General features: G+C 41.5%; 12 protein-coding genes. 6 read left to right on the top strand and 6 right to left on the bottom strand.

Annotation, left to right across the window (positions count from 1 at the left end):
• Window positions 1-90: 90 nt before the first annotated feature.
• Window positions 91-381 carry a co-chaperone GroES gene (locus tag AK825_RS03155; RefSeq protein WP_010196840.1) on the bottom strand — a complete coding sequence of 97 codons (291 nt, stop codon included), beginning with the start codon at window positions 379-381 and terminating at the stop codon, window positions 91-93.
• Window positions 382-660: 279 nt separating this feature from the next.
• Here AK825_RS03155 and AK825_RS03150 point away from each other — a divergent pair, with 279 nt between their 5' ends.
• On the top strand, window positions 661-1,413 hold the full coding sequence (locus AK825_RS03150; RefSeq protein ID WP_068034672.1) for an IS5 family transposase: 753 nt from the start codon (window positions 661-663) through the stop codon (window positions 1,411-1,413).
• 244 nt (window positions 1,414-1,657) lie between these two features.
• Entirely contained in the window at window positions 1,658-2,428 is a 771-nt protein-coding gene (locus AK825_RS03145) for a DUF3108 domain-containing protein (protein ID WP_068034670.1), read from the top strand.
• A 145-nt stretch (window positions 2,429-2,573) separates the two neighbouring features.
• On the opposite strand, the gene AK825_RS03140 is transcribed toward AK825_RS03145, so the two are convergent.
• Both AK825_RS03140 and wrbA read right to left on the bottom strand, forming a co-directional pair.
• A complete protein-coding gene (locus tag AK825_RS03140) occupies window positions 2,574-3,056 on the bottom strand; it encodes a hypothetical protein (protein WP_068034668.1) in 483 nt (160 codons plus the stop codon).
• Window positions 3,057-3,109: 53 nt separating this feature from the next.
• Window positions 3,110-3,727 carry an NAD(P)H:quinone oxidoreductase gene (wrbA, locus tag AK825_RS03135; protein ID WP_068034667.1) on the bottom strand — a complete coding sequence of 206 codons (618 nt, stop codon included), beginning with the start codon at window positions 3,725-3,727 and terminating at the stop codon, window positions 3,110-3,112.
• Window positions 3,728-4,034: 307 nt separating this feature from the next.
• On the opposite strand from wrbA, the gene AK825_RS03130 reads away from it, so the two are divergent.
• The 3 genes from AK825_RS03130 to AK825_RS03120 all read left to right on the top strand — a co-directional run bounded on the left by AK825_RS03130 (window position 4,035) and on the right by AK825_RS03120 (window position 8,674).
• Entirely contained in the window at window positions 4,035-5,546 is a 1,512-nt protein-coding gene (locus AK825_RS03130; RefSeq protein WP_068034665.1) for a YihY family inner membrane protein, read from the top strand.
• A gap of 83 nt (window positions 5,547-5,629) precedes the next feature.
• Window positions 5,630-7,249, top strand: a complete 1,620-nt coding sequence (locus tag AK825_RS03125; RefSeq protein ID WP_068034664.1) for a DUF2254 domain-containing protein — start codon at window positions 5,630-5,632, stop codon at window positions 7,247-7,249.
• A gap of 153 nt (window positions 7,250-7,402) precedes the next feature.
• Complete coding sequence (locus AK825_RS03120) at window positions 7,403-8,674, top strand: sodium:proton antiporter (protein ID WP_068034661.1); 1,272 nt, start codon at window positions 7,403-7,405, stop codon at window positions 8,672-8,674.
• 152 nt (window positions 8,675-8,826) lie between these two features.
• Here AK825_RS03120 and AK825_RS03115 read toward each other — a convergent pair whose 3' ends face one another.
• The 3 genes from AK825_RS03115 to AK825_RS03105 all read right to left on the bottom strand — a co-directional run bounded on the left by AK825_RS03115 (window position 8,827) and on the right by AK825_RS03105 (window position 11,776).
• Window positions 8,827-9,387, bottom strand: coding sequence for a DUF2127 domain-containing protein (locus AK825_RS03115; RefSeq protein WP_068034659.1), 561 nt, complete (start codon window positions 9,385-9,387; stop codon window positions 8,827-8,829).
• Window positions 9,380-10,561 (bottom strand): dihydroorotase, encoded by a 1,182-nt coding sequence (locus AK825_RS03110; RefSeq protein ID WP_068038965.1) that lies wholly within the window; start codon window positions 10,559-10,561, stop codon window positions 9,380-9,382. Before AK825_RS03110 ends, AK825_RS03115 begins: the two co-directional genes overlap by 8 nt.
• Before the next feature lie 126 nt (window positions 10,562-10,687).
• Window positions 10,688-11,776 (bottom strand): aspartate carbamoyltransferase catalytic subunit, encoded by a 1,089-nt coding sequence (locus AK825_RS03105; RefSeq protein ID WP_068034657.1) that lies wholly within the window; start codon window positions 11,774-11,776, stop codon window positions 10,688-10,690.
• Window positions 11,777-12,181: 405 nt separating this feature from the next.
• Between AK825_RS03105 and AK825_RS03100 the strand changes: the two genes are divergently transcribed.
• Window positions 12,182-13,165 carry a class 1 fructose-bisphosphatase gene (locus AK825_RS03100; protein WP_068034655.1) on the top strand — a complete coding sequence of 328 codons (984 nt, stop codon included), beginning with the start codon at window positions 12,182-12,184 and terminating at the stop codon, window positions 13,163-13,165.
• The last annotated feature ends 49 nt before the right edge of the window (window positions 13,166-13,214 follow it).

Here is a 13,214-nt window from a genome sequence, read left to right as displayed (position 1 = left end):
TAAGTATGAGAATACAATTGAATGATTCGATCTAGTATTGACAAAACCAATTGTCAAAAATGTGCTGAGTACAAAAATACTCAAAAAGGACTAGCCTTCTAACACACCTAATACATCAGATTCTTTCATAATAAGTAGTTCTTCGCCGTCAACTTTTACAGTTTGACCAGCATATTGACCGAACAAGACTTTGTCGCCAGCTTTTACATCTAACGCGCGAGTTTCACCGTTGTCACGAATCTGACCGTTACCAGTTGCTAGCACTTCACCTTGTGATGGCTTTTCTTGTGCTGAACCAGGCAATAAAATACCGCCAGCAGTTTTTGTTTCTTCTTCTATGCGGCGGACGACGATACGGTCATGTAAAGGACGAATGTTCATCGATATGACTCCAAAAGTTGGTTATTTGAATTTAAGGGTTTATTTGAATTAATAGTCTCAATACCAATATCTATCAGAAGCGCTGTATAAAAATGGCATTCCTAAGATAAGCTTTGAGCTTGTATCAAAAAGTGGGGGCAATGGAAGATAGCTTCAAGTGTAAACCAAAAAAATTTACAATAATACTAGGGCGTGTTGAACATTGAGTATAAATTTCTGGCAAAAAAAATAGCGAACGGGTAATCTTTAAGTTCTCACACAAAAAAGATCTCGTTCGCTATGCCTCGTACTATGCTCAAAAATGAACACTGGACAAGACTAAGACCTATATTACTAGAACTTAATATCTATGACAAAGGAAATCTGAGACTGACCATTGAGGGCATCCTTTATCGTATGCGAACCGGCTGTCCTTGGCGCGATTTACCGGCTTACTTTGGAAAGCCCAATACTGTCTACAAGGCTTATCAACGCTGGTTTCGCAGTAATAAGCTCATTGGACTATTTGCTTTAGTTATCAGAGAGCCTGACCTTGAGTGGGTATTTATAGATGGTACTCATATCAAGGCACATCAGCACAGTAGTGGTCGTCATGAAGCTGCTCAAGCCATTAGTAAGAGTGTCGCAGGACGTGCCACTAAAATTCATCTAGCGGTCGATGCTCATGGCAATCCGATTACCTTTATTCTGTCAGATGGCACAACCCACGATGTTAAAGTCGCATCTGACTTAGTAGATAAGGTTGATTTGAGCAAGACAGACGTTGTATGTGCAGATAAAGGCTATGACTCTGACACACTACGAGAGTATATTGAACAAACAGCAACTTGTAATAATATCCCTCGGAAACGAAACACCAAGTCCTCTAACGACCATATGGATTGGGAGTTGTACAAAGCACGACATTTAGTAGAAAATGCTTTCGCTAAGCTAAAACAGTATAGAGCGGTTGCCACCAGATTTGATAAGCTAAGACAGAGTTATGAGAATACGGTCGCTCTTGCTTGTGCTTATATCTGGCTAAAATTATGAATGTTCAACACGCCCTAGAGTAAATGGGTTATTAGCACGCGTTGACCAGTAACCTTACTCACAAAGCGTTACTTGTAATGAGAGTTTGAAGATTGATGGCAACATCAGCTACAAGAGCCAAACATCAAATACTATTGCTACCCTTGAAAATGTAACAATATATAACCATTATAAGACTTGAGAAAATAATAATAGCAATAAGTAAAAGCCAACATATTAAGCATATACTAATTAAGGAATATTCATGAGTTTTTTATCAACACATAAAAAATTAGCAACTACTGATTCTACTAACATCAAACGCAATAAATCTAAGTTTTTAGCAGCCTTAACCACAGGTGCTAGTATTGCTGCTATTGGAGCTTTAAGTATGACTGCACCTACCCTTGCCAGCGCAAAAACCGTTCAGCCATCAAATGCTGATTATAGCTTTACGGTTGAAGATAAGTATAAAGGTACAGCAAATCGTATATTGAGCAAATCTGGCGATACTTGGAAGTACAATGTAAAAGCTCGCGTGGCCGGTGTTGCTAGCGCCTCACAAAATAGCGCGTTCACAATTAATGGTAATAACGTTAGCCCAACTCAGGCCAGTACGACTTACAAGCTCCTAGGTATCGGCCGTACACATAAGCTAGATTTTAATCCAAGTAGCAAAAAGGTCACTAGTAATTATAAAGGTAAGACAACAACCATGAATATGGCGCAGCAAGCCTTTGATGATCTGAGCTTAGAGGTGCAAATTCGCCAAGATTTATTGAATGGTAAATTCTCTGGCAACTATTACATGGCAAAAAAAGACAAGGTTGAAAAGACACCATTTAAGAAATCTGGCAATACCAAAATCACCGTACCAGCAGGCACTTTTGATACTGTCCGTGTCGACCGTGTCCATGACGACAATAGTCGCTCTACCAGTTTTTGGTTAGCGCCAAGCTTAGATTACTTACCAGTAAAAGTGAGCCAAATTAACGATGGTAAGAAAATGGACTTAGAATTGACTAAGGTTAATTAAGCGCTATATTAGCTACCTTATAGTTTAACTGAGGTCTAGCTTAACTGACGTCGAAATCATCTCGTAAAAAAAGCGGCACTCTGATTCAGAGTGCCGCTTTTTTATGGCTTTGAATTTATATGGAAATATGAAGCTGGCTGCGTAGCTAGCGAGGTTGCTTGACTACATTGTTCATCGAGGGCAGACGTTTCAACAAAATAAATAACCAGACGTTGATGGTTAGCAGTAATATAAAATCGATTAAATAAACGGCTATCTCAGCTGAGCTGCTTCCGTAAGCACGAGTAAATAGCACTACGCCACTCGCACCTAAATAAACCAAAGTAAACATACTACCTACCAATAGTGCATAGGGTGAACGACCACGCATTACCCATGGCGTTAAGATGAACGCTGGCACCAGCCACAATGCTTGCCATGCAATACCACCAATAATATCAGGACTGCTTGGATTAAGAGCACTGATAAAAATAGGCAGCCCAAACAATCTATAAATTAACCAGACTAGCCAAGTAAGCATTAAGCGTTGACGGATAGGCGCAATAGGTTTGTTAGGTTTAGCAGGCTTGCCAGAATTTTTTACTGGTACTTTAGCCTGATTGTTACCATCGGAGCGGTTAGTAGCCATCAGATACGTTTATTTCCTAGTTAGAGCATTGTGCTGCAATAGACCAGAGCAGCTTAGCGATTCCAGTTGGCTTGTGCTAATGCGGTTGCACTAATAGCCAGACGACGGCCTTGAGCGATACCCAATTCGCGCTCATCATCAGAGACAGGTTGATCATGTAACGCACCGCTGACGTGACTTGCACCATAAGGTGTGCCGCCACGATGAGTACGGTTCAACGCTGGCTCTGCATATGGCACACCCATAATCATCATACCGTGATGAATTAATGGCAACATCATGGTAAGTAAGGTCGTTTCTTGACCGCCGTGCATTGAGCCCGTCGCCGTAAATACCGAAGCTGGTTTGTTTTGTAGATTGCCAGCCAACCAAACAGTGACGGTATTATCCCAAAAATACTTCATGGGCGCGGCCATATTACCAAAGTGCGTTGGGCTACCGAGCGCAAGACCCATACATTCTTTTAAGTCATCCATCGTGCAATAAAGATCGCCTTCATCAGGAATAGCAGGTTTACTTGCTGTCGTCTCAGGTGCAACTGTCGGCACAGTACGAATACGTGCCGTCATGCCAGCCTCTTCAATACCTTGAGCGATAGCATATGCTAATGTCTTAGTCGTACCATGGTTAGAGTAATAGAGCACCAAAATATATGGGTTGGCTTGACTCATTAGCAGAGCTTCCTTATAAAATCGTTAACATTATGATATGCAATAGCTTACGTACCATGCGGGCTTTTTATCCTGTTGTGAATTTACCAGATTAAAAGCTACGCATGCATTGGGTGTTTAACATTGTTGATAGACGTGCACATTATGCCCGAGTCATTCACTGACATGCAAACAAAGCATACCCTACATTGTATAGATAAAACCCTGTAACGGTTGCTAGTGTGCATTTTGACACAATTAAGTGGCAGATGCTGATGCCATATTTTTGTTACACTATTGTCACTCTTATCCTCGCTAAATGGTCGTCATGGAAAACTTATTAAAAAAAATCCCGTTTACACATCAACGCTGGTTTCAATTCTTACGATTTTTAATACGGCATTTTTTTGAAGATAATTGCCAACAGAAAGCGGCCTCTCTTACCTATACCACTATGCTATCAATTGTACCCATGTTGACCGTACTATTGATGATTTTATCTTCAGTTCCCGCACTTGCTTCAGTCAGAGCGCAGATATATGAAGTGATTTATAGTAACTTGCTACCGCAATCAAGCATGCAAGTCAGTGAATATATCAATAGCTTCGCTGAAAAATCGTCCAACTTGACGGCTATCGGGGCAATGATTTTATTTGTCACGACCATCGTAACCTTGACGACTATTGAACGTGCGTTTAATCAGATCTGGCGAGTGGAAGACCGTTCGGGCGGCATTAAGAGTATGCTGCGCTATTGGACTATCGTCACTTTGGGACCTTTAGTACTGGGTACTGCATTCATTGCCTCTAGTACAGTACAGAGCCTTAGCTTTTTGAATCAACAAATTGGCGGCTATGGTATTGACTGGTCATTTTGGGTACAAATGGTCTCTATCGGCGTCACGATTGCAGGATTTATTGGTATGTATTGGTTCATTCCTAAAGCACGCGTACCCGTAAAAAATGCGGCCATTGCTGGTATATTTGTTGCAGTAGTATTTGAGCTACTAAAGCATATCTTCGGCACAGTGATGAGCAACTTTACCAGCTATGAAGCTATATATGGTGCGTTTGCTGCTTTGCCAATTTTCTTGCTATGGATATATTTATCGTGGAATTTAATCCTATTAGGCGTTGAGATTAGCTATACCTTAACCATTTTTGAGACTGAGGAAGTTTATCCACGCCATCCACTATTAAGCTTGCTTGATATGCTGAATTTGGTGTACACCAGTCATCTAAAAGGCGATGCCGTTAGCGAGCAAGACCTACGTAACGTATTGGGTCGTAAAGAATTACCCAAATGGTATACCTATATCAATTACTTAAAGGACAGCAAACTCATTACGATGACTGAAGATGATGATTACGTACTTAAAAAAGACCTTAGCAGAATGACGCTATGGGACTTCTATCGTACCCTACCTTATCCATTACCAATCAAGGATGAGCTTGATGAGATGAAGAGTGAAAATCAACAACCATGGTTGAGCTTATTGGTACGTCGATTTGTGAATACCGAAGCCTGTGCTCAAGAACAACTTAACTTACCATTGTCCGCGATTTTCTCTCACAGTCAGCCACGCAAAAAAACACCAGTAGATTATAAAAAAGAATCATCTGAACAAACTTCCAATCATCATGTTGATGACAATAGAGATGCACTACGTTTTGAAGCAGCCGCTTATGATAAAGACAGTGATGTAATATGCGATAACAATAATAACGAGATTTTAATTCCGAATGACAGTATGGAAGACGATAAAGGTACAACTAATAATAGTGCCAACACTAGCGGCAATATCATTACTGAAGCGGATAATCCACAAGCAAATAGATAAGCGCTATAACCTTATTAGGTAACGCTGTTAAATAACGTTCATTAGAAAACATTAAAAAATCTATTACAAACCCTTTGGAGCCTATGGCAGTGACTGACGACACAAAAGATAATCTGCTCAAACGTGTACTAACGGCAAGTCTCTATTGGCTAAAGCAGTTTGCGCAGTTATGGTCGCTACAGACACTAACGGACTTACCTGATCGCTTAAGAAATCTATGGCAGCAGCTGATTGGCTCTTATTGGTTCATTCCAACTGCTTGTGTGCTGACAGGATTACTGTTAGCACCTTTGTTCATCGCTATCGATCAACAATTTGATCGTGCAACCGTTAGGGATATTAGTTTTGCTTTTACAGGTGATGATTCCTCTGCAAGATCTATTATGACCACGATTGCAGGAGCGGTATTAGGCGTAGCTGGTACCACTTTTTCGATTACCATTGCCGTCCTTTCTATGGCCTCGTCACAGTTTGGGCCACGACTCTTACGTAACTTTCTGACTGATAAATCAAATCAGTTCGTGCTTGGTGCCTTCATCGGTACGTTTAGCTATAGCTTGTTGGTTTTAAAATCTATTCATAAGTATGATGTGGATTTTGGTGTGCCGCACCTATCAGTAACCTTTGCTATCTTTATGGCAATTGTTTGCGCATTGTTGTTGGTTTATTTTGTACAACATATGGTGCATGCTATTCAAGCGTCACGTGTCATTCAAGGAGCCAGTAATGACACTATCAAAAACATTCATTACTGGTATAGCGATAACTGCGATATTCAGCATCAGCAAGATGTAGCGGATAGTGACATTGAACATTATCATTCTTGGCGCGCTACTCCTATCTATGCACCAAGCTCAGGCTATCTACAACAGATGTATTTTGAGTCACTCATTACCCTAGCAAAAGACTATGGTGGCATGGTGCAATTACATACCAATCTCGGTGATTTTGTCACTGATAAAAATGTCATAGGGCATTTTTATCAGCGCCCAGCAGGTCATATAAGCAATCTAGAAAAGACTACAACCTCTCAGCTAGCAATCTCCCCACATGCACCTGATGGAATATTTTGGCAACGCTTTGCTACTTGTCTTCATTTTGAACGCCAGTCGGCATATTCTAATGATATTGGCTCAAGCTTAGGACAGATAACTGAAATCGCTGTACGAGCCTTATCTCCCGGCATTAATGATCCCAAGACAGCGGTAAACTGTGTGCAATCCTTAACTATTTGCTTGAGCTTAATGATGCGTCGGCAGCCACCTAGCCCTTATCATTTTTATACGCCACCAAAAGATAAGGATGAATCTGATATTACGGTTAATCAGCCACGAATAGCAATACTGGCTCTCGTTACCCGAACGCCAAAAATATCTGATTTTATCGAAACCTCGCTGGGTGAAATACGTCGTTATGCTACTACTGATTTAATGGTGTTAAAGGCACTTTGTCAGGCAGTAACTGATCTAAATTATGCTCGAGTAAATAGCGCACAGCGGCAAACATTATTACGTGAGCTGACTTTGATTGAACACGCGGGTCAAGCCAACCTAAGTTATAGGGAGCTAGTAGAGGATTTGCTGGCTATGTGTCAACAAGCACGGCAGTTTATTCATAATGATAATGCTCAACATCAACATTTTGAATATATTAGCGAGTTCGATGCGCATATTTATAAAGCCTTGCAGACACAATCAAGGTAGATAGTTATGGTGTAGTCGAATATATAAGCACAGGTTTAGTTATATATTAGTTACGAATATAAGTGAAGGTTAAAGCAACTAAACCAGCACGGTATCTGGGCTTAATAACCTTTAGCCTTACGACAATTTTTATACTCACTTGAGACCTCTTTTATGGCATCTGCGACCAGCCTAACCATACTCGAAATCAGCGCCATCTTTTTATCGATTACCGCTTTATTGACCTATATCAATCACCGCTTTATTGGTTTACCAACCACTATCGGTGTGATGGTCATCTCTATCGTATTATCTATGGTAGCGATATTTTTAGGTTTTTTAGGCTTTGATCAGCTTATTGATTATGAGGTTAGTTTATTAGATCAGCTAGATTTCACTGAAGTATTGCTTGATGGCATGCTCTCCATGCTCTTATTTGCCGGTGCTCTACACGTAAATATTGGCGATTTGAAGCGTTATAGACTACCGATTGGCATCCTTGCCTGTATTGGTACCGTAGTGTCAGCAGTACTTATCGCCACTGCTCTTTACTTTGTGCTGCCGTTACTTGGCTTCGGGCTACCTTTTATTTGGTGCTTATTGTTTGGCGCGTTGATATCGCCTACAGATCCTATTGCGGTTATGGGTATTTTAGCGTCTGCAGGTGCCCCAAAAAGCATTGAAACTGTCATCGCTGGCGAATCATTATTTAACGATGGCATTGGTGTCGTTATATTCGTCTTATTGCTCGGTATTTTATCCAGTGGTGATATTCCAACGGCTAATTATGTGGCACATACTCTAGCTGTTGAAGCGGGTGGCGGTATCATCTTTGGTTTGATACTCGGGGCCATTTTGTACTACATGATTAAAAGTATTGATAGCTATCAAGAAGAAGTGCTATTGACGCTTGCAGGCGTGATAGGTGGTTACGCGCTAGCCAGCCATTGGCATTTGTCAGGACCACTAGCGATGGTGATGATGGGCTTAATGGTCGGAAATCGTGGTCGTGAGCTGGCGATGAGCGACAAGACTCGCCATTATATTGATTTATTTTGGGAATTAATTGATGAAATTTTAAACGCGATTTTATTCGTCTTGATCGGTCTTGAAGTAGTCGTTATTGCCTACTCAGGTAATTTATTTATCGCTGGTGGCTTGACCATTATTATTGCCCTACTTGCTCGCCTTATTGTCGTAGGCATGACTACTAAAACCTTTAGCCGCCAATTGAAGCTACCAGAAGGTGCTTGGAAAGTACTGACATGGGGCGGGCTGCGTGGCGGTATTTCAGTTGCCTTAGTATTACAGCTGCCGTCCGGAACAGAGCGCGACATTCTATTGGCACTGACTTATGCTGTGGTAGTATTCTCAATCTTAGTGCAAGGACTAAGCATCGGTAAAGTTGCCAAAATGATCCAGCCTGTGCAACAAAATCGATTATAAGCTTAATCAACTTATGGCTAAGCTATGTAAACAAAGGGCCAGCACTAGATATTATCTTTAATGCTGGCTCTTTGGTTTTCACACTAGAATTTCTATGATAGCTATAATTTATGGTGATTACAAAAGGACGATTATAAAGTTCGTGTGTCATTTTATATCAACCCCTTTCGCTTCATATTGCGATAGACCACAACCACAATAATAATATTTAACACCAAAATACCCAATTTGAACCAATCAAACGGGCTAACGATCAAGTAGTACAACTCGATAGGGATAAATATTCCATAACCGATGACACTAAACCAATATGCCCAGGTCTTATCTTGCCATAATCCATAAGCTTCAATGAAACGCAGACTAACGTAAGCGAAAATCAATAGCATGAAAAGTGGCCAATTTTTGCTTGCTTGCTGAGCCAGTTGCACAACACTGTCAATCTGCGGGGTCAGCAGGTTTCCAAAATAATATTGCCATGAGTCCGTTGCCGTGGCTAACCAATGCCCTAGATCAGTATGCCAAAACCATAATGCAAAAGCACCTGACAGCGCACCAGTACCTTTGACAATCTCGTAGATTGCCACCGCCTTAATTGATTCACTAGACTCACTATCCATTTTACTCGGCAGATTGTCATCATCTCCTAGAGACTTATGGTTTTTGCTGGCTGAAGATGGTGGCAAGTTACCATTCTGCTGAGGCGAATTAGCCAAAGAAGGTCTCCACGACTCGACCTTGCAAGTACTGATTAAAGAATGGCGTATTTTTGCCATTCGATAACATAGTATCTGTCGTCACTTGCCATTCAAGGTTAGGGTCAACCAATATTGCACCGCCCATGCTTTCATATTTGTTACTTATACCAGCAATTTGTGCCGGGTTAATGCAAATCTTGTCTACCAGCTGCTCTAGCGTTAACACCTCATCTTTCACTAACTGACAGGCTAGCGCCATAAACGTATCAAAGTTTGAAATACCAGGCGTACTCTCAGCAAAGGGGGCTTTTTTTGCTGTAGAATTTAAAGGCTCGTGATGACTACAAATTGCATCAATAGTCCCATCTTTAAGCCCGCGAAGCAGTGCTTGCTGATCCGTGTTACTACGCAACGGCGGTAGCACATAAGCTTGGGCGTTGAAGCCTTCTAGATTGTCATCCGTTAGATATAGCTGATGCATAGCCACATCACAAGTCACGGGCAGGCCTTTATCTTTCGCCCAGCGCATTAGCTCAACTGAAGACTTACATGATAATTGACTAAAATGCGCAGCAATGCCTGTCTCTTCTACCATCAGTAACTGGGTGGACAATGCTACCGTCTCAGCAATCCAAGGAATACCTTGTAGTCCGTGATAAGAGGCGATATAACCTTCATGCGCTACCCCATCACCAGACAGACTTGCCTCATCAGGATAGAAGAATACCTTCATGCCAAAGGTTGCTGCATACTCCAAGGTGCGTAGCAGTACCAAATCATTGCTAAAAGGCCTACGCGCGTTAGAGACTGCGATACAGCCACCTTTTTTTAGGCCTGCGATATTCGAGGGATTCTCTCCTCGCAAGCCTTCAGTCAAAGCGCCTAAAATATGTAAATGGATACCACCATCGAGCAATGCACGTTCGCGAAGACCTTTAAGTAGCGAGCCATTTTCTAGGATAGGACTTGTATCGGGTGGCGTAATAACATGCAAAAATCCATTAGCGCGGGCAGCACGGCCTTCTGAAATTAGGGTGCCATGCTGCTGCTGACCAGGCTCTCGCAGACGCGCACACAAATCCACCAGTGGTGGTAGCAGCCAAGTCTCTCGACCAGCCTCAAGATTTGCTAGTTTAGCAATCGCCTCACTCGGTAACGATTTTTTGAAAGCATTAGGAAGTAAATCTGTCATCTGCGCATCAGTAGCGACGGGATTAGTCATGAGCTTTTTTACCATATAAATAATAATTAAATGAATAAAATAGAAAGGCTTAACAGGCGAACGTAAACCATAAAGTGTTAATTTTACCTTTACTGATTATTCGTTTTTTTGTGAATTTCTGGCCGCTTGGTGGGCACGTTGGCCTTCCATGGCTAGTGAGAGCACCGCCATTCGAATCGCAACGCCATTGCTTACTTGCTTTAAAATAACAGACTGCGCGCCATCGGCCACATTTGATGCAATCTCAATACCACGATTCATCGGCCCTGGATGCATAACTAGGGCGTCAGGCTTAGCCAATGCCACCCGTTCAGGTGTAATACCATAGTGTTTGTAATATTCACTTGATGATGCCAGTAGCGGTGAGCCAATACGTTCATTTTGAATTCTAAGTCCCATAATGACATCACAGTCAGTCACACAGCTATTCATATCTTCGTAGACTTGAACACCAAAACGCTCAATCCCTTTAGGCAATAAAGTACGTGGGGCAATCACACGAATATCTTTAACCCCAAGGGTTTTTAAGGCGCTAATATCTGAGCGCGCTACTCTAGAATGCTTAATATCACCGATAATAGCCACCGATAGCTCTTCAAATGGACGCGGCGCTTCACGATGGATAGTCAACATATCGAGCATACCTTGAGTCGGATGTGCGTGCCAGCCATCACCGCCATTAATAATAGCGATATCCGGTGTCACTTCAGTCGCCATAAAATGTGCAGCCCCTGATGCTGAATGACGTACAACAAAAATATCAGCTGTCATTGCCTCCAAATTCCATAGCGTATCGCGTAAACTCTCGCCTTTTTTTGTACTAGAGCGGGCAATATCGATGTTTAATACATTGGCCCCAAGACGCTTTTCTGCTACTTCAAAGGTAGTACGAGTACGAGTTGACGGCTCAAAGAACAGGTTCATTACTGTACAACCATCAAGCTCAGGCCGATTAACCAACAGACCATTTTCATCAAAAAAAGTCTCTGCTTTAGCAATAATTGCTTGTAGCTGTGCTTTATTTAATCCTTCAACCCCTAGGAAATGACGCAGACTACCGTCTTCATTTAGCTGTGGGCGGCTAAGCGAAGTGTTGAGTCTTTGGTGAATAGTATCGTGATCGAATTTGGCATATTTGGATGGTGATATAGTATTGATAGGCATATTTTTCTTGGAAGTTGGCATAATGGTAAGTCTTTATTATGGGTTTATATCGAGTCAATCATATCGGTTTATTCATTTATAATCATCACCATGTGTACAGACACAAGGACATATTGGCACTTATTTGCTACACTTTACCGCATTGGCATACATGGCCTTATTCGCTTTTATAAAAAGACTAATGTTTCTTATAATAAACGGCAAGTAGTAAGCGGCAAGTCTAACTAAATTATCAATAATAATAGATATAGTGTAGCTGATTTTGCAGTCAGGACAAAGATAACGTGTCTGCTATTTGCATATTTACTCATTTAAATGAATACTTAGCTTATTTAGAATGACCCAAGTGACAAGCTTAATCTACTGTATTTTAAAACTTATTATTTCTCTACCTTTTACCACTCATCTCATTTATTAGGAAGTATTATGACGACCTTAGCACACTATCTAAAAGAACGAAAAACCGACTCCGCTGTTGGCGATGTAATTACGACTATTACTGAAGTCGGCAAAACCATCTCACAGCTGCTCAGAAAAGGAGCACTGGCAGATATTTTAGGGGAAGCAGGTAATCAAAACGTCCAAGGTGAAGAGCAAAAGAAGCTTGATGTATTGGCTAATGACTTACTTCTAGATGCTTTAGCACAAAACAAGCATTGTGCTGGCGTCGCTTCAGAAGAGCTAGATGATGCTACTCCTGCCAATGCCGATGGTAGCTTGCTCGTATTATTTGACCCCCTTGATGGCTCATCGAACATCGATATCAATATGGCAGTAGGGACGATTTTTTCTATTCTACCCTACCAGCGCCAAGGGCAAACTAGTGAGAACAGTGATTTCCTACAGGCTGGTAATGCACAGCTTGCAGCAGGTTATTTATTATATGGTACGTCTACCATGCTGGCATTGACGGTAGCTGATAACGTGGTTATGTTCAGCTTAGATCCAGATAACAATGATTACGTGCTAGTCGAAGACAATGTACAGATCGATGCCGATACCAGCGAATATGCTATCAATAGTTCAAACTATCGTTATTGGCGTGCACCCATGCAGCAGTATATTGATGAGCTAATCGCTGGCGATACCGGAGTACGTGGTCGTGATTTCAACATGCGCTGGGTGGCAGCCATGGTTGGTGATGTACACCGTATCTTATGCCGCGGTGGGCTATTCACTTATCCTTTTGACACCAAATATGCCAATAAAGCTGGCAAATTACGTTTGATGTATGAAGCCAATCCAATGAGCCTACTCATTGAACGTGCTGGCGGTAGTGCAACTGATGCGACAAATCGTATTTTAGATATAGCCCCAACTGATATTCACCAACGTGTCCCTGTAGTACTTGGTAGTAAAAACGAAGTCGACTACATTAAAGACTTACATCTAAAGCATGGCGATAAATAAGTAATACTTTTTTATTACTTTTCATGACTTTGCCCTATACATCAAAAGT

This window comes from Psychrobacter sp. P11G5 (genome assembly GCF_001593305.1).
Classification (GTDB): domain Bacteria; phylum Pseudomonadota; class Gammaproteobacteria; order Pseudomonadales; family Moraxellaceae; genus Psychrobacter.
Note: the sequence above shows the minus strand (reverse complement) of the source record. Positions and strands in the feature narration are given on the sequence as shown.

Coding starts and splice junctions, on each gene's coding strand:
- AK825_RS03155 (WP_010196840.1), bottom strand. CDS start 381: ATGAACATTCGTCCTTTACATGACCGTATCGTCGTCCGCCGCATAGAA.
- AK825_RS03150 (WP_068034672.1), top strand. CDS start 661: ATGCCTCGTACTATGCTCAAAAATGAACACTGGACAAGACTAAGACCT.
- AK825_RS03145 (WP_068034670.1), top strand. CDS start 1,658: ATGAGTTTTTTATCAACACATAAAAAATTAGCAACTACTGATTCTACT.
- AK825_RS03140 (WP_068034668.1), bottom strand. CDS start 3,056: ATGGCTACTAACCGCTCCGATGGTAACAATCAGGCTAAAGTACCAGTA.
- wrbA (WP_068034667.1), bottom strand. CDS start 3,727: ATGAGTCAAGCCAACCCATATATTTTGGTGCTCTATTACTCTAACCAT.
- AK825_RS03130 (WP_068034665.1), top strand. CDS start 4,035: ATGGAAAACTTATTAAAAAAAATCCCGTTTACACATCAACGCTGGTTT.
- AK825_RS03125 (WP_068034664.1), top strand. CDS start 5,630: ATGGCAGTGACTGACGACACAAAAGATAATCTGCTCAAACGTGTACTA.
- AK825_RS03120 (WP_068034661.1), top strand. CDS start 7,403: ATGGCATCTGCGACCAGCCTAACCATACTCGAAATCAGCGCCATCTTT.
- AK825_RS03110 (WP_068038965.1), bottom strand. CDS start 10,561: ATGACAGATTTACTTCCTAATGCTTTCAAAAAATCGTTACCGAGTGAG.
- AK825_RS03105 (WP_068034657.1), bottom strand. CDS start 11,776: ATGCCAACTTCCAAGAAAAATATGCCTATCAATACTATATCACCATCC.
- AK825_RS03100 (WP_068034655.1), top strand. CDS start 12,182: ATGACGACCTTAGCACACTATCTAAAAGAACGAAAAACCGACTCCGCT.